This window comes from Limosilactobacillus reuteri (assembly GCF_002254085.1).
Taxonomy (GTDB): domain Bacteria; phylum Bacillota; class Bacilli; order Lactobacillales; family Lactobacillaceae; genus Limosilactobacillus; species Limosilactobacillus reuteri_K.
On the sequence record NZ_NGPY01000044.1, the window covers coordinates 70,801 to 95,687 of the forward strand.

Sequence of the window (24,887 nt, forward strand, 5' to 3'; positions counted from 1 at the left end):
TCTTTATTTACCTCGCTTTTTAAAATCTGGTATAAAGCCAATAAATTTGCGTCCCTTATATTCACTTTGGCCAAGTTGACCACTCAAATTACCTTTCTTGTACTTGAAAGTAATTATCTTTCCAGCAGATAAATCCTCAAGTTCTTGGTCAGTAAATGTATGAGTACCCCACTTACGACTAATCTGAACCGCTTTTCCTTGGAATTTAACAGTCACTTTCTCTTTCTTTTCGTATTTAACTTTCTTTGGCACCCCTAGAACATCTCTTAAGTGCTTAGCATTTTCCTGCATAATGGGAATATCATGCTTAATGACCTGAGTTACTGTATTTAGAACCTTATCTGAATCCATTTCAAATTTAGCAACTACATCCATTGCATCAAATAACTGTGCAGTAATTTTAGGTGAAGCAATATAAGTGTTATAGCCAATTAAAGCCGACATTAATCCGGTATCGGTTAGATTTAATTTAGCCCCTTTTGCTTTCAATAAGCCGTTATTACTAGTAATTGCAGCCAAAGTACTTTGTTGAGTGGCCGGCGTTCCAATCCCATATTTCCCATAAGTAGAAAGTTTACGATACAGCCATTTTTTAGTTGGCCAAGCCGGCTTAGGATTGGCTCCCTCATCAATAAACGTACTTGCCTTACTACCAATTAGTTGTTGCTGCTTAGGCAAATTATCCTCACTACAGATAAGACGATAATTATACTCGACCGGCTGGTTAAAGCGCGTTACAAAATCCGGATAATTAACTACACATGCTTCATAAGAATCGTAAACATAATCTTCTGCAAGAATAGATAATGCACTAGCGGCTACTAATTTATAAATATCTACTGCGCAATCTTGTGCTTTTTCACTCTTACTAGAGATTGCTTTCTTTAGTTCATCCATTGTCTCCGGAACTTTTTCACCAGGCCGATTAGCCCCATGAGTTGCTGAGTCTTTAACAAACTTTTCTCGTGGTTGTCGGTGTGTTAAGAGCGATTGATCAACGTTAATTGTAGCCGCAATTCGATCAGCATTATTAACCAACTCAATAAACTGGTCATTAGTAATCACCTTGTCTCCCGTCCGCGGATAAGATAGATAATGTTTTTCATAAAGTTCTTGGTAAACCTCTTCAACCATTGTAGAAGAATACCCCTTTGCTGCCATTGCACTATCAATTCCGGTCATATCAATTAATGTATTAGGTACTTGTTTTTTTCGTGTACAACTTAATAATTTGACTTCTGCGGGCGATGAGTAAGTGCTTTGTTCTTGTTTCGCTAGTTTAATATCAGCATGACGAATCTTTTTAATTAGTTCTTCGTCTTCTTTTCTTACTTTGCGAGCATAGACATGGCCATTATTATCCTTAAATTTAACTTCGTAGTAAGGTTTTTTTTGATAATGCTTGATTCGCTGCAGTTGATCAAAAGTAAAAGCAAGCATTACTGACTTTAATCGTCCTTGATTAATAACTTTTACCCGATAACCTTCACTACGAGCTAATGTTGTGGAAACCCTTGTTGCTTGCATAGACGCAAAATCCCATCGCTGCCGTAAAACCGCTTTAATGTAGTCACCATCTTTTTTCTGACTAGAAATATCTCGTAAATTACTTAATGCTTTTTGAATTCCCTTTTTACTTTCATCATCATGATATTCACGATAAACTGGTCCTCGCCAATTGATAGCATTAATAATTTCCCAAGCAAGAAGTTCACCTTCTCCGCTTGGATCATTATCAGTTGCAATAACAATTGCTTGTGCTTGACGACTCTCATTAGCAATTTTTTTAATCATTTTCTGTGCTGATCCATTTTTCGCTTTTTTTCGCCATGTTAAATCTTGTAAGTTCCAGGGCAAATCTTTTAACTCCCAAGATTCATATTTATCTTTCAAATTTGGTGCAACTTGATCTACTGGATCTAAGAATTCTAGTAGGTGCCCTTGAGCATGAGTTAGTTGATATGTATGGCCATTAACTGTTCCTGTTTCTCCACCAAGAGCAGCGACAAAGTTATCAAATGCTGATTTCTTTTCGGTTAAGATTAAATAATCAAACATAATTTCACCTGATTTTCTTAGTTAATTTCAACTGAATTTAAGATACAGTAGCTATTGATTTACGAAAGTTTCGCCTAATTTCGTCCAAATTTGGACAAAGTAAAAACGCCATGAATTTTTTCTTCATGACGTGATCATTTGAACTTTAACGTTCTTTTCGCTTATCTTCAAAATGTTGTTTAAAACTAGCTTTTTGTGGATTTACTTTATTGGTTATTGCTTTACTGTTTCCCATATTACCAGCTAGCATTTCATCCATAATTTGTCGAATCCGTTTTACTCCTAATTCTTTAGTCTTACGATTAGCAAAGTCGTGCATGGACTCAGCATAGTATTGCTTGTCATTAAGTTTCAAGGCATCGTTCCAATCTTTATTATTGCTGTTGGGCTGATCTACTATAATTTTCATATTATCCCAACCTTGTTCTTTTCTAAGTGTTTCAAGCCTCCCATTAATGCGTATAATACCCTTCAATCCTGCTGTATCAGTATCTAACGCTAAATGAATTTCATCTGGAACACCAAATCTAGTTATGTAATTACTAACGGTATTTACCTTGGTAGCAGCACCATTAAGCGATAGAAAAGTTTTAGCACCTGGTTGGTTACCATGCATTTGAAAATAGGACAGCATATCAATTGGGCTTTCAAAAATATATAGCTTTTTAGTGTCATCGTTTTTTGAATTGGCATTAAAACGAAAGCCAAATTCCCTAGCAGAACCTTTTGCAATCATTTTAATGGTGCCACGTTTCCCAAATCTTTTATGATCAACTATCGTTCCCTGCACATCACCACCAATTTCTTTCATGTTTTTATCTCTCCAGGAAAAGAATGCACTACCGTTACGTAATTGCCTAATTAAGCCATGTTTAATGAGAACTTGAATCAAGCGCTCGTCTAACTTACGAGTTTTAGTGAAATAGTTAATCATTTGTTGATTTTGCCGACTACCTGGCCACTTTTCTGGTTGGTATTCAACTACCTGATAATGGTGTTGTGGTGCCTTTGCTAATTCTGGAGCTAGTTTCTCTAATTGATCTAGTGCTATTTTCTTTTCTAGTCCTTCATATGATCTTAAAAAATTATACAGATTTCCTCCAACGCCTTGCGAATTCCAATAGAAAGTCTCGTATGGCTTCTGTGAGGTTATTCTTGTATCGACAACTAGTGAATCATGATCAGTTAGTCTTAAATAATAACCTTGTTTTTCATAAGGAATTCCTTTAATATCTAAATATTTCTGAATAGATTGCCGACACAATTTATCTACGTTTGATAATTTCTCTTCTGTAACTGCAGCCATTGTTGATCACCTCTCCGCCCGCATTAGCCGTTGCTTTTGGAGAAGCTGATTAAGTTTATCAGGACGAAATCCCGACCATTCTTCTGTATCTGTAATGACTACAGGCACCTTAAGATGCCCCTTATCATGAAGACTCTTAGCATACTGAGGACTTTGAGAAAGATCAATATCGATAAATTTGATGTGGTGAACGATAAAAAAATGCGTAGTCATTAGACAAGCTTTACAATTAGGCTTATAGAAAACTCGAATCATGGGTTATCACTCCTTAACTTTTTCTTCAAAAGTAAATTGGAATGAGCTTTTTAGTATCTTTCGCCACACTTTAACCATTGTAAACTTTTGATTTACACAAATGTAAATAAAGTGTAAAATAGAAACAACAAATAAATAGAAGGGCGGTTACATCAATGTTAAATTTATATAACAGAACTATTGGCAGAATAGATAAAGGTTATATTTTTTCTCACTATCTATCAGTTTATTTTGTTATCTTTATTCTTTATAACTTTACTGATAAAAAAGATGGTATCTTTTGTTTAATTCTATGTGTTCTAGCCCTTTTTTACCCTTTCGCCACATTTGGATGGGATTATTTATTCCAAAATTTCAACTCCAACGTATTCTTTTTTACTGGCTTTACTTTTATTCTTTGGATTTTCTGGAAGATTAGTAAATTTTTCTTTCTACTAGCCTTCGCACCATTAATCGCTATTGTAGTTTTATTCTTTATCTATCTTTCAGGAAAATAAAAAAGCGACAGTAACCAAATACCACCGCTGAAAATGCTATTTAAATAGTCGCATAGTTTTTTATGTGCTTGTTAGGCACAATTAATATTATGAATGCCGTGTGCTGTAAGTATTTCCTAGCTCACAAGTAGTCGGTTGAGAGGGCGTTCTAATAGGCGCTCTTTTTTATTGTCTAGAATTTAAAAATAACGATGATAATCACCGTTGAATTTACTTAGTTATTCTCATTACCTGTTAAGAATTCGTTGCCTTTGCCGTTGTTGAAATCCTCTAGCAATAATTAATCTTTTGACCTTCTCATTTGGATTAGGCTCTAACGCTAAGGCTTCTATACAAGCACATTGTTGTTCTAATGGCAATGTGGCTTCTAAAGCTAACCAAGTAGCAGTGTCCCTGTTCATCCCGGCTTGACTGAATTTTAATTGGGTTAATGATAATTGATCAATTGTATTTTTCATAATCTTCTCCAAAAAGTGATTCCTGATAACTAATGTTCTTATTCTTTTTGCTAAATGTATTCCTAATTAAGTCAATTGCTGTTTGATAATACATCCACTGAGTTATTTCTTTACTTGAATAACGCGATTTACTAGAAACCCACCGACCATATTGATTACATGATGTTTTAGATTTTATTTTTAACTTATTAGCAATTCGTCCGATCATATTAGGAGTAGTCCCAATCATTTTTGCTACCTCACTAGCGCTGTATTCCTTTTGTTGGGTAATTGACATAACCGTTGTTTCGTTATAAACAACACCTGGCATTGAAATATCAATTTCTTTAATCGAATAGTTGCTTTTAGCGCTTGCCTCAAGTCCTAATTTTTCAAGGAGATAGTCTATTGCATCTGTTTGAGAATAGGCAGTTACCAAGTAATATAACTTATTATTTGAAATTCGATAAAGTTTTAGGCTAAATTCTCTTTTATCCATTTTTAATCCCGTCCAATATCAAAATTGCTCTATATATTAAAATCCACTATTACACTAAAGGAGAAAAAAAGAAGTTTCGCCATTGACACTGTTCACGCAAAAAGGCCCAGCAAACTGCTGAGCCTTTTTTAAGGAGATATGAGATTTTTATGTGTAAAACAAACTAATTAATTTCGCTTTTTCTTAAGACTAAATGCGCCTAGACTCACTAGGAATCCAGCTAATCCAGCTACAACTAATCCACTTTCATTTGCATTACCAGTTTGTGGCAATGCTTCTTGAGGAGCAGCAGAACTTGGTTGTTGTGGTACTGGAGTGGCAACTTGAGCAGGAGTTGCTACTGCAGCCATAACCGGTTCTTGCACTGGCGTTACTTGTGGAGCAGGAGTTGGTGTTGGGGTTGTCTTTGGTGTTTCAGTTGGCGTAACTGGAGTTTCCGGCTTCTTAGGTGTAGTAGGTGGTGTTTCTGGCTTCTTAGGTTCTTCCGTAGTTGTTGTAACGGTATTAGAACTAAAGTCAATGTTATTAATTGAGTTTGTGTACTTGTTTTGTACTGTACCACTCTTTACTCGCTTCATCTTAAGATAAGCTGTTGCTCCAAACGATGACTTAGAAAGATCAACGTTTGCCAAGAAGTTTTTATCAAATTCAATGTCTACTTTACCATTTTCTGTATCAACAACTTGTGTTGTGTATTTTGTAACATCAGTATTCTTCTTAAGCACAGTTCCATCTTTTAACGTAATATCATCATTTAAGAGGACAGTATAACCCGCATTATATTGATCATGCGTTTCATCATAATCATCGTGAAAACCATATTCATTAAGTGCTGTTACACTAGCCGGCAATTGTGACCCAATCAATTTGTAATCAAAATGTTGACCTAACTCAATCTTTTGGCCATTGAGACTCTTCTGATTATCAACACTAATTACTACATCCTTCGTTGGATTTGGTAAGAAGGTTTCAATCCAAGGAGTATTAGTCTTAACCGTATGATTATTGATTGTTGATGATCCAGCATTCTCAAGTTTAGTGCCTGAAGGAACATCCTTGTGAATATTAAATGTTAATAGCAATTGTGCATTACCGCCTGGTGTCTTAGTAGGGTCTTTCCGCGTTGCGATAACAAAACCGTCACCTTTTTCAAGGTTATACTCACTAGTTGCTAACTTCCCATTCTCAAGAACTTGAACATCAGTAAGGTCAACATCCTTAGCGAATTTCGAATAATCATCTTTAATTGACATATTAGTAAGTGGATCAGTTAATTGTGATGGGTCCGGTAAGGTAGTAGTGACCTTAGCATGTGCTACGGATCCATCAATAACTACCCGGCCATCAACAATTTGATCATCTTCTACCCAATGTTTTTCAGCTTCTTGGGTATAGGTAGTAATTGATGGTGTATTAGTTGGAATTGTCTCATCGTTAATTGTTCCGGAACCGTGATTTTCAAGAACAGTACCATTAGGAATATCACCCTTGATCTTGTAATCAACCTTCATTGAAACTTGGCCACCATTAAGATTTTCAGTGTCATTCCGAGTTGCTGTTACATGACCAGCACCATCATCTGAAACAGTGTAATTAGCAGTGGCTTCCTTACCATCTTCATAAACATGAACAGCTCCTGGTTGGGCATATTTGCTGAAGTTAGTATAATCGTCGGTTACTGCTACCTTATTTACCCCTTCGCTAGTTTCTGGAAGTTGCATATCAACTTGTGAATTGATCTTGCCATTAGCTGAAGATACATGAGTTTGAATAAAGGAAGCATTGAATAATCCGGCCCTAGCGGCAAAAAGGTTATTGTTTAAGTTACCAGTTGCTTTAGTGACTAAATTATTAGTATCTAAGGAATCCTTAGCATTCATTACTGCCTGCATAGTAACTGGCAATTCACCTTGATGATTATTAACCTTAGATGGGTCCTTGCGGGTTGCAACAACCTTACCATTTGGATCAATAGAAATATCATACTGATCAGTTACATCTTTATCACCTTCAAAGACATGGACTCCTTGCACTTCAACATCTTTAGCAAACTTAGAGAAGTCATCGGTTAATTGAATTTTATGAATCTTACTACCAAGAGTTGAGGACTTAGGAAGGGTCATATCAACCCGAGCAGTAACGATTCCATCATTGATTGCAAGCTTATTATCAACTACTTGGCCACCATTATTAACCCAATGCTTATCTGTATCTTGAGTATAAGTCTTAATTTGACGATCAGGGGTTGGAACCAGGTCATCATTAATTTGACCAGAACCCTTGTTAGTAAGCACTGTCCCAGTTGGAACGTCCTTATGCAAAGTCCATTGCGCCCGTAGAATTACGAGTCCGCCTGGCGTCGTTGCAGGATCTTTCCGCGTTGCAATGATTTGATGATCCTTAGTCACTTCAAAGTTATAAAGATCGTTTGCATCTTTTCCGTTTTCGGTAATGGAATACCCCTTAAGATCAACCTTATCCGCAAAGTCCGCAAAGTTATCAATTACTTGAACTTTCTTGAGCTTTTCAGCCAAGTTCTGTGGCTCTGGTAACGACATTGAAACCTTGCTGCTTACATTATCACCAGCGATGAAGACCATATTATCAACAGATTGATCATTATCATTGGTCCAATGTTTATCGGTTTCTGGAGTAAAAGTAACTACATCTGGTGTATTAGTCTTAACGCGGCTGCGGTTAATAATTCCGGTACCTTTGTTAGTGAATTTAGTTCCCGAAGCCACATCGTGATTAACTTTCCAAGTAACGTTCATGGTTAAGGTACCTGCAGGCGCCTTAGATGGATCCTTACGAACAGCAGTAATCACGCCATCCTTTAAGGTTACATTATATTCGGCACTAGCATCTTGACCATTTTCATAAAGTTTAACTGTTGGTAGTCCAACTTTATCTTTGAAGTCGCTGTAATCATCTTCAATTTCTACATCTTCTAATGATTTTGCTAAGCTATTAGGTTCCGGTAAGGACATCGAAACTTCTGAATGAATTACATCGTCATTAATAACAGTCTTACTGTCAACATCTTGGTCTCCAGCTTTCCAATGCTTTTCTGCTGTTTGTGTGAAGACATAGATATTGCGATCAGGGGTTGGAACTAGATCATCATTAATCTGTCCTGAACCACGGTTAGTCAAGACCGTACCGTTAGGGATAGCAGTATTAAGTTTCCAGTTAGCTTTCAGATAAACTACCCCACCCGGTGCTGAGCTAGCATCTTTGCGAGTAGCAGTAACAATTCCATTTTCATTCTTAACATCATAGAGTGAGGTTACGTCTTTATCGTCTTCGTAGACATTAGCACCCTCATAGGTAACCTTATCCATAAAGTTACGATAATCATCAATAACGATAACCTTAGAAAGTGGTTTAGCTAACTGCTCTGGTTCTGGCAGTGTCATTGAGACATTCCCATGCACTTCATCACCGGCAACGTAAGTCTTATCATCAACGTCTTGATTACCCTCAACCCAGTGCTTATCTGTCTTTGGGGTAAAGGTAACAGTATCAACACTAGGAACCTCTACACGGCTCTTATTGATTAAAGTGTAACCAGTATTACGCAGTTTAGTACCGCTGGCAACATCATGATTGATCTTCCAGTCAACCAACAATTTAGCAACGCCACCTGGTGCTGAGCTGGCATCTTTGCGAGTAGCAGTAACAAAACCGTTATTATCAACTACTACGTTATATTGATCAGTTGCATCCTTATCATTTTCAGTTACACGATAACTAGTAACCTTAGCCTTGTCTTTGAAGTCAGACCAATCATCAACTAATTGAATTTCGCCAAGTTTCTTAGCTAATTGGCTTGGATCTGGTAAAGCGGTAGAGATTTCAGCATGAATCAAATCATCATTAATCTGAGTTAAGCCATCAACCTTGCGGTTTCCTTCAACCCAGTGCTTATCACTATCATTATGGAAAGTATAGATTGTTCGGTCCGGTGTATTTACAGTTTTACCGTTAATCGTTCCTGAACCACTGTTAACCAACTTTGTTCCACTAGGTAAACCAGTATGAGTAGTCCAGATAACATTTAATTGAACCTTACCAGCAGGTGCTGTACCAGGGTTCTTGCGGATTGCTGTAACTACCCCATTCTCGTTAACAATGTTATATTGATCAGTTGCATCCTTATCGTTTTCAGTTACCGTTGCTGACTTGTAGTCAACGTCATTAGCAAACTTAGTGTAATCATCACGAATAATTACATTAGATAATGGTTTGGCTAAATCGCTTGGATTTGGCAAGGACATAGTAACTTGACCATTAACATTGTCACCATCAACGTAAGTTTTATCATCAACAACCTGGTTACCATCAACCCAGTGTTTGTCCGTAGTTTGTGTGTAAACTACTACATAAGGTTTGCCGGCTTCTACTGTATGGTTGTTAATTCGACTAGAACCCGTATTTACTAGTTTAGTACCAGAAGGAACATTATCATTAATTTTCCAAACTGCTACTAGGCGTAAAGTACCTCCTGGCGCTTTGCTTGGATCGTTTCGCCGTGCCGTTAAGTGTCCATTGTTATCTGTTACCGTGTATTCACTAGTAACATTGCTGTTGCCTTCCCATACTTGGTAACTTTGTAATTTAGCTTTATCCATAAAGTTAGTGTAATCATCATCGATTGACAGGTATGTTAATGGTTTAGCTAAACTATTAGGATCAGGTAAAGTGGTTGTAATGTTTGTAGTTGCTACATCATCTGCAATATAGGTCTTAGTATCAACGGTATTTGAACCTTCTACCCAATGCTTATCAACGCTTTGCGTAAAGGTAACAATTGCTGGCGTATTAGTCTCAACTGTATGATTGTTTAGCCGGCCAGATCCTCGATTTACTAACTTAGTACCATTAAGAACATTATCATTAATCTTGAATGTTCCGATTAAAACAACTTCTCCTGCTGGAGCCGCTGAAGCATTCTTACGAACGGCCGTTAAATGACCATTTTCGTTAGTAATATTGTATTGGTCAGTTACATTAGCACCATTTTCCCATAATTGATAAGAAAGAAGATTTGTCTTATCAGCAAAATCAGTATAGTTATCATCAATTGACACATAACTTAATGGCGCAATTAAAGTACTTTGGTCTGGTAAAGTCATATGAACTTGAGTAGTAACAATATCACCGTTGATTTCAGTTTTATCATCGACAATATTCTTGCCTTCCATCCAGTGCTTTACTGTTTCTTGTTCATAAGTTTTAATTTGTGCGTCATTCGTTGGGACAGTTTGATCATTGATGGTTCCGGATCCTGAATTTTCAAAGACAGTTCCAGTTTTAACATTTGGCTTAATCTTAAAGTCAATTACTAAGGAAACTTTACCACCATTGGCAGATTCAGGGTTCTTTCGTGTAGCCGTAACCTGTTGGCCATTATTAGTAATATCATAATTACCTGTCGCAAGTTCTTCATTCTCGTAAACTTGTGCTCCAGCATAGTCAACATTATTAGCAAATTTGGAATAATCGTCAGTAACCTTAAGACTATGCAAACCACCTTCAATCTGATTTGAACCAAGATAATTCATATCAACTTTGGTAGTTACCACATCGTCATTGATTCCTACCTTGTTGTTAACGCTTTGAATACCATTAACCCAGTTCTTTTCAGGCGTAGTCTTAACATTTAAGTCATGAAGTTGGTAATTGACTGGTTGATCACCAATTGTAGTCTTAGGTACCATCACTGTATTGTAGTGATAGTGAACTTCGGTTGTTTTTCGAACTGGTGGAAGCATACTAATACCATTTAAAGTATTATTCTTAATTGAAAAGTAATACCAACCACCATCTTTAGCATCTTCATGAGACACGGTAAATGAAGGAGTATCCGCCTTATCTTTCCCACTGTTTGGATCATAATTTTGTTGCAGATTCCATTGCAATGTCATTCCATTTGAGACGGATGCGATAACTGCACCACCATCATGATCATATCCATTATCACCATCGCCAACTGGATGGTAAGGAATCCGTTTGGTGTAAATAGAAGCATCTTCATAGGCGTTACCATCCGCATGAACAACTGCTTTTCCTTCAGGAAGATTATAGAGCTTAGAACCATTGATAGCCTTAACTGCTTCAACATGATCCTGATTAGGATCTACCATTAGGTTTCCATCATTATTATTTGCCCATCTTGTTAAAGAAGATAAAAAGAGCCATGCTGTTCCTGGAGCAAAATTAATAGGATTACCTTGTTCATCATAGAATTGATAAGTAGCATTCACAGATTTGATATAGAACGAATCTACATCACCCCAACCGGTGCCAGTAGCTGGACGGAACCATGCTTTCATTCCCCTAAATCGTGGCCCTAGAACTAGATTACTATATGTAACGACCATCTTATCAATATTATGAACATTACCATTCATATCAGTATACTGAGCACCGTTAATGTCAGTGTATGTTGCTCGTAAAAAATCGCCATTCATATTATTGGAGTACCAACGCCCATCGCCAATGGTCCCTTGATTAGGTTGTAAATTTTCAACCTGCATTTTTGCGCTACTATTCTTTTGGAATTTAAGGCCTTGAATAATTTGATCTGGGACAATCGTTTGAGCAGTTGCTAAGCTATCTTGATATTTTTTTAATTGATCTTGATATTTTTTACTTGCTTGATCAAATTCACTATTATTTCGTTTCTGAGTATCGATAGCGTTTTGAATGCTCTGAGCTTGATCATTATTACTTTGGGTTGCATTATTAACCGCTTCTTGGATACCTTGTGTATCAGAAGCTTTTTTTACAGTGGTTTGATCTTGATCATGTACAACGGTTAATCCGGGGATTGATTGTGCTTCTTTTACCCTAGCATCAAGCTGGGAAGTGTCTCCCTTAGAGCCATTAAAGTTATTAACATTAGATACTTCTGTTTGATGTTGTCGAGTAATTGTTTGAATCCGTTGTGCTTGCTTAGTTTCGTCATTTTGAATATTTTGCTTGGCAGCATCAACTTGATCTTGGCTTACCGTTTGAGTAGTTGTTGGTTGCTGATTTACAGTCAATCCAGCCTGTCGAGCTTGGTCAACAGCATTATTTAGTTGCGAATGATCAATATTAACTGGTTGCGTAATTGTGCCAGCTTGTCCAGATGTTCCACTTGTAGTAGCCGTTACCGCATTACCACCAGTAGCAGTTTGCTGTGTGTTATTAGCTGTTGTGGTTGTATCAGCATGTGCTGTCTGTAACTCACCTGTAGCAACCATCATACCGGCCATTGATAATGTAGTAATACCAGCCGTTAGCCATAATTTTCCACCTTTATACATCTTGTAATGTGTAGATGATTTTTCGATTGGAATAACTTTTGATTTTTGTTTTACAATCATAAAAAAATCTCCTTTGCAAATTAATTTATTTTTCAAAGGAGAATTTATTCTATTTTTCTATATTTCAAAGTTTCGCCAAAATTTAGTGTTTTTTCAAACTATTTAAGAAATCATTTTAAAATCATTCGTACAATTGCCATTAAATATTTAAATTACAAAGATAATTAATTGAGTTACTCAGAAACAAAACTATGCTAAATACCAATCTCAATTAAATGATTTAGCAAAAGATCAACACGTTACAGGGCAAGTTAATTGGGATAATGGTGGATACATGAATGCTCATCCAACTTATGATATTACATGGCACTACGACTTACAGCGTAAGAAAGTTGTCGTAACTAACGTTCACTTAACGATTCCATCAGGATTAGCACCTAAAACAGGTGGCGGTTTCTGGGACACTTATGTCATTAAACGTGCAATTGATCCTGTACCAGTTAAAGATCCAACAAGATGGCCTTTTGGGAAACAAGGAGATGCCACTGGTGTAGACGGAAACTCGTTAAAGGAGAAATATTTCCCAGGATCACTTGCCTTCTACGCACACAATAATAAGACGCAGGAAGAAGTAAAGGCTATTAAGGATTATCATGGCAGTTATGATGCTATACAGAATCCAGACGGAACTTGGAGCTTAATCACAATTTATGATCGTTCTGGAACAAGCATTCAGCATGATTATCCAAGGTATGGAGACCCAGCGTGGGCCGAATGGGGTGAAACTACACCGGTGGCTACTGTTACGTTACCCAAACTAAATACCACTTCAGCCAACTATCACTACAATACATCCGTCATCCGCTTATAATCCCGAACAATAGACGAGAATAGTTTCTTTCTCCATACCGCAAAATAAAAAAAGCGCCAACCGAAGTCAGCGCTAAGGTTACTACTTGAGCAGCCATTTAATTAGATGTTTAATGTGCTTACTAGGCACAATGAGAATCAGTACACACCAATGCAAGGGAGTCACCTCCAAACTTGCGCTTAGTAAAGGTTGATTAAGTCTTCGGTGCGCTTAATCATTGTATCACAATTTATTTATGTTATAATACATATATGAGAATTAGTATGCCGGTGTGCAAAATGGTTTCAGTTGATTACTTAAACCGAACCGGTTGGGGCGCTTAATAGGCGCTCTTTTTTTGTTTTAAAATATCAAATCATCTATATGGTTCGAAAAATTTAAGTTAATAGCGGATGTATTGTAGTGATAGTGTATCTCGGTAGTTTTCTTTTCAGGAGGATAGATAGCCTGCATTGCTAATCCTGTATTTCCCATAATATGTGTTGCGTATGGCGATACGACATTGCCACCATCAGCACCATTACTAGATCCAGGCGTTCCTGATGTACCATAAGCGATTGTTGAACCATTATTAACAAGATAAGTAATTCCAAATTTTGTTAATGCTGCTTGATCATAATCACTACCAACAAAAGCTTTATGATTAGGTGATTGAGCAAACATTACAGAGGCTACTTGAGCTGCCGGTCCCGATACAGACTGTACAGTCGGGTTAATATAAGAATCACTACTGATAAAGGATCCTAAAACGCCAGAAATTGGGGAAGAAAACTCATATCGTTCAGCTCCTGGTTGTGCGTCTAGTGAACCAGCACTCCGATAATACGGCTTATCATATTTAATTCCCGTATCAGCATAGACAAGATTTTCAGTAACTCGTAGGCCCGCAATGTTCCCCCATGCAATTTCATCCATAGGGTTATTAAAGATTGTAATATATGGCCCACGCATCCAGTTGTCAACATTCTTTCCTAAAGAAGCAATATCGCTCAAGGTCCATACAATGTTTAATTTCCTACCATTTTCATCTTGAGCAGCGTTATGCCATGTAATCTCTACAGTACCTGATGGGTCCCAAATTAACCAATAATTGGATGACCCGTGAGCCCAGGCAGCCATATCCTTTTGAATTTCAGCATCTAGTTGGTCTTTACTTAATACGGTTTGATTACTACTGATAGTAACGTCCGTTGTGCTATTTGTATAGGAAACTCCGCCATATGTGTATACCTTATCAGTAACTGTAGCTGATAGTGGATGACCAAGTTGTTCCTGATAATGTTTATCCCAGTCAGCCTTGCTTTCTTGATACGCGTCATTATTTCGTTTCTGAGTAAGAAGCCAATATTTTACAGTTTTAGGTAATCTTTCCTAATTTAAACCGAATAATTACTAAGTTAAATTCAAAATGGTAAGGCTTTTTCCCTTTTGGTTCGTCCAAATTTGGACAAAGTTTAAGACAATCGAATCATATTTTCCAATATTTTTTGATTATCCCGCGCTTCCAGTTCCTTTACTATGTGTAAATAAGTTTGCTGCGTAGTGATTGTGTTTGAATGACCTAATCTTTTCGCAACACTAGGAATTGAAACCCCATCATAGATTAATAACGAGGCATGAGTATGCCTTAACCCATGCACAGAAATAACATCAACTCCGGCTTTTCTACAATATTTGGTGAGGTGATTATTAATAGTAGAAATATATATTCGCTTACCTGTTTGTAGAAAAATGGGTTTGTCAGGATTTAAATCTTTAGTTAGCATTTGAAACTGTTCTGATGTAATCGGGTCTACACTGATGGTTCTTACTGAAGAATTATTTTTAGTTTCTTGAAACTTGCCATTTTTTGATTTGTAGTCCCATGTTTTATTAATTTGCAACTGATGATTTTCAAAATCAAAGTCTTTAACTGTAATTCCTAATGCTTCTGCATATCGTATCCCTGTCTTGGCTATCAATAAGATTAGCCAATCTATATTTAAATCAGCCTTTAAGTCCAACTGGTTAACTAAACGCTTCAAGTCTAACAAACTTAAATATTTAATTTTCTTTGTTTTTGGACGTTTTCCTTTGATTGTTAAGTGTCTAGTTGGATCTTTCACAAGTAGTCCATCTTCAATTGCATCCATGATTGCTGCTTTACAATGATGATGAAATCCCTTAACGGTTAGGTATTCATGAGTTTCAGCATATTCATTAATTAACTTCTGATAATTATAATGATTAATGCTTTTAACTTTCATGAGTGGCCACCTTTTTTGTAATTCTCGATGAGTTAAGTAGTACTTATCTAATGTTACTTGCCGTACTGATCCTTCTTTATACATATGAATCCATTCTAAATAATAATCCGTAAATAATTTATCCATTATTATAAATTCCCCTTTAAACTAAAAAAATCTGTGTTCCTCATCTTAACAAGGAATACAGATTTTATTTAGCAATCTCTTTTGTATTTGCCGTTATTCTTTTCTCGTATTTAACTACAGATTTAACTATTTGCTTTTCTATACTAGTAATATGGTCTTTCATATATTCAATATCAAGATCTTCGCTACTATTCACTGGTAACTTAACTTTAATCTTTGATATATTTTCTAAAGAAAATGATTGTTGCCCCCATGTATAATAACTTAAAACCTTTTTTATAGTTGAAATAAGGTATAAAGCAAGTTTCTCATCTAGCTTACCGTATTTTTCATTAAGCTTAAATATTTGAATTTTATCACCAGTAAAATATGGATTAGGTTGATAATACATTGTTGCTGTATCTTGACCGAAAGATATTGTATTAGCGGAATTAAGGAACTCTTCACTATAATCTATTAAGCCCCTAATGCCATTATTACTGTCACCACGTGCTACATATGGATATTTTCCATTAAAACTAACTATATTAGCATTTATCTTCTTTTTTGTCGGAATAATATCAAACAAACCATCATCATCAACCAATATTTCACGGCCTCGTTTAATATAGGAATGTCCTAATTTAAAAGATTTATATTTTACTTTTCTATTATTAAATTTACTGTTTTTTAATTCAAAATCGCTTAAATAATGATCAAGAGCCTTCATTTCGTATTGTTTATAGTTTTCCATTTTGCTCTCTATAAAATCAAAATCAATTTTATTTTGTTTATTAACTGGAACAGTTATTTTTATTGAAGCTAATTCTGATAATTTATAGCCGCTTTGTTGACCATTATATAATTCAACAAATTTTCGAACATATGTCATAAAATAAGCTGCTATATTATAGTTAAGAGGTTTATTAAACTTAGGTTTGAGAGTTAGTTTATTAATATTCTGTGAACAATAATATGGCTCCGATTGAAATTTAACATACTTATAATTACCAATCACAGTAACAGTAATCGTATTAGGATCATTCGGTGGGAATGATTGTAATTTTATTTTCCCTTGAATTCCATTATTAGTATTTGTTCTTCCTATAAAATTAATTCCTGTCTCAAAAAATTGCAAACTACCTGCATCAATTGATTTGGTACTAGTAACATTGAAAATATCATCTAATTTAACAGTTTTATGCATTACGAGCATTACCCTTTCCTTTAATAATAGTAGTAATCTCCCAACTCAAATAATCTGCAACAGTTTCTTTAAAATCATCTTCAGTTGGCGTTATATCCACTTTATGGTGTTGATTGAATGTCCAATCATCACCATTTAAGCTAATGGCTTTACGAATAATTTTTCCATTAGATTCACTATAATAGTTAGTTTTAGGTTGCTTATTTAAGATAATTGCTTCTACTTCTGCATAACGTTCTTTAGCATGGTCAGTGTCCCTTAAATTTACTGCTTGACTTGATTTCTTACGGTTTTGTCGAGTATAGCCGTCTTCTTCCATATTAACAAATGTAACCAGATTATCTGGATCATGAGGTTGATTTACTTTAAAAACATAAATAGCTGCTTGAACACTCGCTTTTCCACCGAAAATATTGCTTGGCATATGAATACTAGCTAAAAGCGTATTATTTTGAAGTATCTTTTTTGTAAACGGCAATCCTTTACCTGATCCCGCATTTTCTTGAATTAAGATTGCTGCATAGCCTTCAGTCATTTGCGATAATGCTTCTTGTACAAAAATAAATCCTTTGCCTTCAGCAGAATAAGGCGGATTTAGTAAAAAAACATTAGCAGGAAAATGAAAATTTTTATAGATTTCATGGGAATCGTTCTTATACATATGGGTAGATCCATCTCCCATAAGAATCATGTTAAGAACAGCTAAAATATAAATATTAGGCAGTATTTCAATACCTAATAACTGATTTTCCTTAATATTCTTAATCTTTTGTTCTAGTTCCTTTTGATCCTGAATCTTTTTTTGGGCATCCTTAATCATTATATCCATTGCCGAGACAAGGAATCCCCCACTTCCCATTGCCAAATCCCATACAAAGGAATCTTTATCAGTCCTAGCTAAATGAGCCATAAAATGGGTAATATAACTAGGTGTTAAAACGACATCATTAGCTCTATCGTTTTCAATTGATACCCAGTCACTAAGAGAATTTAAAATCTTTCCTGTAAAATCTAAATGTAAATTACTTTCTAGCAAAGGAATAATATCATCGTTGATTTGAGTATATAAACTCTTAATCAAGCTTTCTCCATTATTAGGTTTCCACATAGTCTGATCATTAAAAACGTTTTTTAATAATCTTTTTATTAAACTAATCTTATCGGCGGCAGCATTACGAGCATTTAAAAAAGCATCAATATGATTTAACACTATAGAACCATCATTCCATGTCTTACTATCGTTAGAGCTTAAATCACTTGGTTGTAAGTTTTTCACACCCTTGGTGCTTAAACCAGCCATTATTAAACCCGCAAAAACGTAAAGTTTATCATTTGTCGATAACGATGTTTTAATCGAACTATCGTCGTATAGGCGTTGATGAATCGCTTTAATTTTAGCTTCAAGCTCATCTTCGGTTTTGGCTTGAATTTCTTCTCGTTCATCTGCTGTTAAATTTAGATTATCTAATAAAGAATATAGTTTCGGTACATTTTCTTGCTGTAAAAGAGCAAGAGAGTTATCTAATTCTTTAATGTGCTTGGGGACACCATTATTTTTAACGGATAAATAATATGCCTTCTGCTCAGGATCAGAAATTACTCCCTTATCATTTAGAACAGTTCCATTTACACCAATTATTATTACCTCATTATAGTTCGAATTATTTAGAATTGCTTGACCATAATGCATGGCACCATTAGTAGCATATGTAGTAATAGCTGAATAATTTGGATCACCCTTCTTATGAGGATTACGAGCATTAGGCTTTGAATCAGTTAAAAAAGGTGTTACTTGAGTAATGTTACCCTCTTTATCCAACTTTTCTAGTTTTTTTCGTCCACCCTTAGCTTCAATCATTACTGGAATCCAACGTGAATGGTTATTATCCAACAATAATTGAATATCAGGATAATTCATTCCAGAACCACCTGACTTTGATTTAGATAACTGTAATGCACGATTAATATCTTCATTAATTTTTTCATTTTTACCAAAATGTCGAATACCGAGTCGGTCTAAATATCTTTTGTAATATTCTTCAACTTTTTCTTCAACTGATCTAACCATTATTTAGACCGCCTTTCGTAAGGCGACAACTTTACTACTAAAAAATGGAAGTTCCCCTAAATAGTCGATTAGGAGGGTACTTTTACCCCCCCCCATCAATTTATTTATAATTTCAACATTATTAATCATAATCTTATACTACACTCCTCTTAATACTTAATATAACTGTTTCTTATATCTATTACGAAAAAGTAACAATACTATACTAAAAGATAATTACATCTTGGTCAATTCGTATCTTTTTCTCTTAGTTCCTAAAAAAAGCTGTGTTTCCCTCTTAACAAGAAACACAGCTTTTTTATCAAGATTATCAGTATTGTCTAGGACATTCCCACACCTATTCCTGCTCCAACAATCATACATACCATAAAAGCAATTAATATGGGATTTGTAATTTCAACCATAATCATTATTAATAATATCAAGTTAATTATCACTGAAATAACTAAAATCATTAGTGCATCAGAATCTTCTGATATATTACGCTTCAATTGTGAAACCATAATTGCAACTATAATCACTTGAATAAAAACGAATATAAATGCCCAGATCAGGAAGTTAAAAGCTTCTCCTCCACCATAAGCTAAAATTTCAAAAGATTTGTAAAATAAGTTTTTAGTTATTATACGGGAATCTAGTTCTCTGTTAAATATAGCTAGAAGTATTAGGTATATTACAGTTGCAATAAAATTTATTATTTCCACTATCCAATAAGCTAAATACTTATTTTTCATAACCTTCTTCTCCTTGCCTGCTGTTTTTTACTTACACTTGTTTTGCTTTCCTTATCATTTTCTCTTTGCACTACATACTTTACATAATTCAATTCACTTTGATTAGAAATTAGTAAATATATATACCATAAATAAAGAAAAAAGATTGCAATCCCCAAAGCAATAGCAAACACTAAATAAACATTTTCTGCTATTCTATAGTATTTTTTCTGAATTAAGTTTTTTAATACCTGCAAGCCATGACTTCTAATTTTATCTCCAAAATCAGAAAAGAAAAGAGCAATAATAATTCCACTGACAACACTAATTACTATTTTTGCTCTTTCTACTTTGTTTTCTAAACTTACTTTTATTAAATATAGATCGTCTATACTGTAGCACTCATATTTCTTTATGTGCTTTAATTCTTTACTTTTACTAAATTTCACCATCAGTAACTAATGTTCCCGTCGCTTATGAAAATAATTGAAGCCAATATAAATTAATACTACGAATAGTACAGAAAGAATACTGATTAAGGGTCCCATAAATAAATTTTGTACTAAACTACCAAAATCACCAAAAATAATAATAAAAAGTGCTAAAAGTATAGTTTGTGCAATACTTATGAATAAATATAAAGTTTTCTTATCTGGAATAATCTTAAAAAAACGGTTCATCATAACCTCCTCCTTCAAAAAGAGCAACTAAGTTAAACTAAATTTTCTAAAATTATTATACAGCATTAACCTTAGTTCAAGAAAAATAACCTATAGAATATTCATTGAATTATTGCACTTAATTAAAAATTCTATTTGAATATCCACTCTCTAAATCTATTTTATTCCTGAAACTTTACTAATTTGATCATCCTTTATGAGGCTTAAATCAGTACCCTTGCTCCCAATAATATGTCTGGGCGCTCCTCTTAGTAATAAACCATAAATATATATTCGATCTTTATTTTCTTTTATAATTTTTTCATAGAGAGCTTTACGAATCTTCTTACTATTTGCTTTTCCACCTGGACATAATACTATCTTTGAATTACTAAGATACTTAGATATATATTTTGAAATAAACTCTATACTCTTCATATAACTTTCAGCTTGAACTCGCTTTAAATCACTTGCTTGTAAGGTTCCAGTTGCACATATATCAAGAAAATATATCGATCCTAACTCGTTAAAATCTTCCAACCTTTCACTATGATTTAATGCACGATTCCATGCAGAACCGTTAGCAACGATTTTTTCCAAAGGTTCTTTAGCTTTAGCTCTTTGCTTATATACCGCTAAAGGTGATCCATTTCTAGCTGGATTCAATCCAATGAAAACAATATTTCTTTTCCCATTTTTGATATTAATCTTTGCATACGAATAATCATCATCAAATGCTTCCTCTACATTAAAGATTCGACCTTTAGGAAACACGTAGGTTAAATTTCTTTCTTGAGCTTCTTTATGAAGTCTTTTTACAACATTCTCAAATTCTTCAGGGGTCATATCCATAAAACTTCTCCTTAAATTTTAGACAAAAAGGTTCAGCCAATTTGGTCGAACCTTTTTACATAATAATACTTACATTTTCTAAATTAGTATTCACGTTTCTTAATACCGAACAAACTCAACATTGCCGCAAGTGCTACTCCAGTAAGTGAAAGAATAGCATTGTTATCGTTACCAGTTTGTGGTAATTGATTATTGCCCTTCAATTGTTGCTTGTATTGTTCAAGAGTTTGCTCAGTAGCAGTTGATACTGGATTTGCTGATTCGGTTGCAACTACAGTCCTAACACTATTAGCAGTAACACTAGTTTGTGGTTGTACTTGACCTTTACTATCAACACTGACATTGGTTGTTACAGAAACAGCAGGATCTACAGTAGCATTAGTTGGACTAACAATTTGGTTACCTTTAACTGTCCAGCCAGTGACACTATTACCCTTAGCGTCAACAACTTGGTTATTTTCGATATGGTAGCCATTATCTTTTGCTTCCTTTTCAGCAGCTAATTTAGCTTGTTCTTCGGCAACTTGCTTAGCGAGAGCTTCCTTTTGTTGTAACTTAGTTAATGCTTGTTGTGCTTGATTTAATGCTTCTTTAGCAGCCGCTTCATTATTCTTTGCTTCTGCAAGAGCTTGTTGTGCCTTAGAAACATTTGTTGCAGTGCCAGCAACAGTCTGCTTAAGGCTAGTTAATTTATCATTAGCTACATTGTAAGCTTCTTGTGCATCAGCTAAATCCTTTTGAGCAGTAGCAACTTGTTCCTTAGCAGCTGTTAATAACTTAGGAGCGTTTTGTAAGTCACTAAGGTTATTCTGTAGTTGAACTAGTTTATCATTATCAACTTTAAGGGCTTCCTTATCATTTTCAACTACTTGTTTCTTTTGAGCTAAATTGTTATTAGCATCACTTAAAGCCTTATTAGCATTATCTAAATCAGCTTGAGCAATTGCTAAACGTCCTTGTTCAGCTTTAAGACTATCAGTAGCCTTTTGAAGGTTTGCTTGCTTTGTTGCAAGGTCAGCGTCAAACGAATCAAAAGTAGTTTGAGCCTGCTTTTGGTTAGCTTGATCAGTGCTTAATTGATTTTGCAGAGCAGCTAAAGCCTTTTGAGCTGCAGTTAAGTTGTCATTAGCATTTTGAGCAGTAGCTGTCTTATCTTTAACATCATTTTGAGCTGCTACGAGTACTTGATTAGCCGAAGATAAAGCATTTTGAGCATCATCATTAGCCTTTTGCTTTGATGCTTGATCAGTTTGCTTGATTGATAAATCGTCTTTGGCATCAGCTAATTTTTGTGTTAGTGCATTAATTGAAGGCAATGTATAACTATTTTCTTCAACTTTTTGATTTGCTTCAACTAAATCATAGTGTGTATTGTAGAACTTATCTAAAGAAAAACCAACAGCTTGCTTTTCAGCTGCAAAGTTATCAATTCCAGCAAAATTAGTAGCGTGACCCCAAGCTGAATCTGCATCATCAAACATCATTGAAATAAAATCATCATAAATCAAATGCTTGAGATCATTAATTGTTTGTTTATTTCCAGTTGGTAATTTGGTTCCATCAGTCAATACGGTATAGTCTGTTGTAAAAATTGACTGATCCAGTCCCATATTTTCACCGTTCCAGCTTATATTAAGTTGATCAGTTGCATTATTGAGAGCACTTTGATCATGCTTTCCGTTATCTGCAGAATTCCAATTATCTTTATTATAATTTTGTGATACCTGTTCTGCATAATCATCTGCTGCAGGAGATGAGATCACAAGATTTGTACCCATTTGTGTCCGAACTTGATTAATAAGTGAAGCAACAAATTGGCTAAGCTCTGCTCGATCTGTTGAATTAAGATTGTCAATATCTACCACTCGATCATCACTTAAATTATCCTTAAATTTATTCTGGCTCATTGCCTGATCACGATATTTAAGAAGATCTTGCGCTAAATTATTCGCTTCATCTTGATTATAGTTACTATTACCAAAATAGTTATAGTATGCAATTAAGTCATCTTTGTATCCAGCAGGCAAAGTAATAGTATTGAAGCTTGCTAACTTGTCATTTATTGTATCAACCTTAGCTTGAGCGTCCTTTACTGCAGCATTTGCATTAGCTAATGCTGCACTTGTCTCATCAGCAACTGCTTGCTTAGCATCCTTATCCTTTTGTGCAGAAGTTTGTGTATCATTGGCGTTCTTCAATGCCTCGTCTGCGTTTTTCTTAGCTTCTGCTGCATTGTTAACATCAGTTTGCTTGTTATTAACATCAGTAGTTGCATCAGCAACTTTTTGGTTAGCCTGATTCAAAGCATCTTGGGCTTGCTTTTTAGCCTGATCACTGTTATCAAGAATAGCTTGAGCATTCTTAACTGCATCGTTAGCAGCATCAACATTTTTTTGTTGATTGTCACGAACAGTAGTTGCATCATTAACTTTCTTTTGCGCTGCATCAACTGTGCTTTGTGCATCGCTAACGGCTTTGTTAGCGTCATTAATAGCATCGGTGTCTTTACTGATTTGAGCTTCTTGATTAGCAATAGCATCTTGTGCCTTTTGAATATTAGCTGACGTAGCTTGATCCGCGTTCTGTTGTGCCTTTGTTTCAGCATCTTGCGCAGTGCTTACTGAACTTGTAGCAGCATCAACTTTAGCTTGAGCATCATTAACAATCGCTTGTTGACTGTTAACATCAGCTTGTGCTGCACTGTTAGTCGCATTAGCACTATCTAGTTGTGATTGGGCTGCGCTAGTGGCTTGGCTGGCTGAATTAACATTACTTTGTGCTTGATCAACCTTAGCTTGTGCTTGTTGGTCAGCTGTTTGTGACGTTGCTGCAGCCTGAGCATTATCAGAAGTTGTATCAGCTTTTACCTCATTTGTTGAAGCAACCACTCCTGCAGTAGCAACCAAACTAACTCCTGCTAATGTAACAATTTTCTTTTTACTATTCATAGTCTATAATCCCCCAACTTCTTAAAGTCATTGTATTAAATTATTTACGATTTTATTTTAACACCATTTACGAATTTGTAAATACTATTTTGACAAATTATCATTTAAATTTGGTTTAAATGGTAATTGCTTACTTAACGCTTTTAGCAGACTTGAATTTTCTTCTTTTAAGTCACTAATAATTACTGTCGCGATTGCTTTTGTATAATCTGTAACTTCAATATTAGCTACATTAGACTCTAAAAGCTTAATCAATTCCTGCCTGGTAGTCTTAAATTGTTTATCTTCACGCTGAACTGTATCAAGAATATCTTGAAATTTAACAACCTTGTCGTAGAGCATGGCCGCTTTATTTACAAACGAACTACTCATTGTTTCTGGATGTTGAATGTATTTATACAGCGTTGGCCGCGAAACATCAGTTATTTTAGAGAACTCAGTAAGGGTCATTCCCTTACCATTAAGTTGCTTAATCTTATCAATATTCTGTAATAAAAAAATCGCCTTTTGAAAATTATTCAAGTTAACTTCACCTCTCATCCTTGATACTAAATATATTTTATCACGATTTACATAGTTGTAAATAATAATAGCGAAAAACGTAAAACAAAAAAAAAACGACAGCCTATTACTGTCGTCTTCTAACAAATCGCGTCGAACAATCCTCTTTACTTAGCAATCTAGTATTTGATAATCATCACTAATGCTATAAATTCCGCCAACTTCAATATTGTTAGCTTTCTCATCTGGAATAATCACTTTAACTTTCCGACCACTAGGAATTAAATTTACTTGCGCTACCCCATAACGAAAGTACTCTACTTCAGCTAATTCATCACTCATCATATAA

The 24,887-nt window shown here is 35.0% G+C and carries 17 protein-coding genes; 1 reads left to right on the plus strand and 16 read right to left on the minus strand.

Annotated features, from left to right (window positions below; genetic code table 11):
- Positions 1-3: 3 nt before the first annotated feature.
- The 6 genes from CBG10_RS07900 to CBG10_RS07930 all read right to left on the minus strand — a co-directional run bounded on the left by CBG10_RS07900 (position 4) and on the right by CBG10_RS07930 (position 12,428).
- Positions 4-2,058, minus strand: coding sequence for a DNA topoisomerase (locus CBG10_RS07900; protein WP_094512215.1), 2,055 nt, complete (start codon positions 2,056-2,058; stop codon positions 4-6).
- A gap of 145 nt (positions 2,059-2,203) precedes the next feature.
- Positions 2,204-3,364 (minus strand): DUF3991 domain-containing protein, encoded by a 1,161-nt coding sequence (locus CBG10_RS07905; protein WP_094512217.1) that lies wholly within the window; start codon positions 3,362-3,364, stop codon positions 2,204-2,206.
- A gap of 6 nt (positions 3,365-3,370) precedes the next feature.
- Positions 3,371-3,619, minus strand: coding sequence for a glutaredoxin domain-containing protein (locus CBG10_RS07910; RefSeq protein ID WP_094512218.1), 249 nt, complete (start codon positions 3,617-3,619; stop codon positions 3,371-3,373).
- A gap of 724 nt (positions 3,620-4,343) precedes the next feature.
- Positions 4,344-4,574, minus strand: coding sequence for a hypothetical protein (locus CBG10_RS07920; RefSeq protein ID WP_094512219.1), 231 nt, complete (start codon positions 4,572-4,574; stop codon positions 4,344-4,346).
- Positions 4,558-5,052, minus strand: coding sequence for a hypothetical protein (locus CBG10_RS07925; protein ID WP_094512220.1), 495 nt, complete (start codon positions 5,050-5,052; stop codon positions 4,558-4,560). The genes CBG10_RS07920 and CBG10_RS07925 overlap by 17 nt, the downstream gene beginning before the upstream one ends.
- A gap of 167 nt (positions 5,053-5,219) precedes the next feature.
- Complete coding sequence (locus CBG10_RS07930; protein WP_094512222.1) at positions 5,220-12,428, minus strand: LPXTG cell wall anchor domain-containing protein; 7,209 nt, start codon at positions 12,426-12,428, stop codon at positions 5,220-5,222.
- A gap of 274 nt (positions 12,429-12,702) precedes the next feature.
- Between CBG10_RS07930 and CBG10_RS07935 the strand changes: the two genes are divergently transcribed.
- A complete protein-coding gene (locus tag CBG10_RS07935) occupies positions 12,703-13,239 on the plus strand; it encodes a hypothetical protein (RefSeq protein WP_094512223.1) in 537 nt (178 codons plus the stop codon).
- A 342-nt stretch (positions 13,240-13,581) separates the two neighbouring features.
- Here the strand turns inward: CBG10_RS07935 and CBG10_RS07940 are convergent, their stop codons facing one another.
- From CBG10_RS07940 to CBG10_RS11250, 10 genes are all read right to left on the minus strand, one after another.
- Positions 13,582-14,358 (minus strand): hypothetical protein, encoded by a 777-nt coding sequence (locus CBG10_RS07940; RefSeq protein ID WP_094512225.1) that lies wholly within the window; start codon positions 14,356-14,358, stop codon positions 13,582-13,584.
- Positions 14,359-14,693: 335 nt separating this feature from the next.
- Positions 14,694-15,611 (minus strand): tyrosine-type recombinase/integrase, encoded by a 918-nt coding sequence (locus CBG10_RS07945; protein WP_094512226.1) that lies wholly within the window; start codon positions 15,609-15,611, stop codon positions 14,694-14,696.
- 64 nt (positions 15,612-15,675) lie between these two features.
- Positions 15,676-16,797: a restriction endonuclease subunit S gene (locus CBG10_RS07950; protein WP_179231252.1), complete on the minus strand. Its 1,122-nt coding sequence runs from the start codon at positions 16,795-16,797 to the stop codon at positions 15,676-15,678.
- Positions 16,790-18,865, minus strand: coding sequence for an HsdM family class I SAM-dependent methyltransferase (locus tag CBG10_RS07955; RefSeq protein WP_094512229.1), 2,076 nt, complete (start codon positions 18,863-18,865; stop codon positions 16,790-16,792). The genes CBG10_RS07950 and CBG10_RS07955 overlap by 8 nt, the downstream gene beginning before the upstream one ends.
- Positions 18,866-19,185: 320 nt before the next feature.
- Positions 19,186-19,599, minus strand: coding sequence for a hypothetical protein (locus CBG10_RS07960; protein ID WP_094512230.1), 414 nt, complete (start codon positions 19,597-19,599; stop codon positions 19,186-19,188).
- Positions 19,596-20,030 carry a hypothetical protein gene (locus CBG10_RS07965; RefSeq protein ID WP_094512232.1) on the minus strand — a complete coding sequence of 145 codons (435 nt, stop codon included), beginning with the start codon at positions 20,028-20,030 and terminating at the stop codon, positions 19,596-19,598. The genes CBG10_RS07960 and CBG10_RS07965 overlap by 4 nt, the downstream gene beginning before the upstream one ends.
- Positions 20,031-20,414: 384 nt before the next feature.
- Positions 20,415-21,089, minus strand: a complete 675-nt coding sequence (locus CBG10_RS07975; RefSeq protein ID WP_094512233.1) for a hypothetical protein — start codon at positions 21,087-21,089, stop codon at positions 20,415-20,417.
- An 83-nt stretch (positions 21,090-21,172) separates the two neighbouring features.
- A complete protein-coding gene (locus tag CBG10_RS11545; protein ID WP_094512297.1) occupies positions 21,173-24,037 on the minus strand; it encodes an SEC10/PgrA surface exclusion domain-containing protein in 2,865 nt (954 codons plus the stop codon).
- 84 nt (positions 24,038-24,121) lie between these two features.
- Positions 24,122-24,559: a helix-turn-helix domain-containing protein gene (locus tag CBG10_RS07985; protein WP_063164509.1), complete on the minus strand. Its 438-nt coding sequence runs from the start codon at positions 24,557-24,559 to the stop codon at positions 24,122-24,124.
- Between the two features lie 150 nt (positions 24,560-24,709).
- A complete protein-coding gene (locus CBG10_RS11250) occupies positions 24,710-24,883 on the minus strand; it encodes a hypothetical protein (RefSeq protein WP_172401351.1) in 174 nt (57 codons plus the stop codon).
- Between the last annotated feature and the right edge of the window lie 4 nt (positions 24,884-24,887).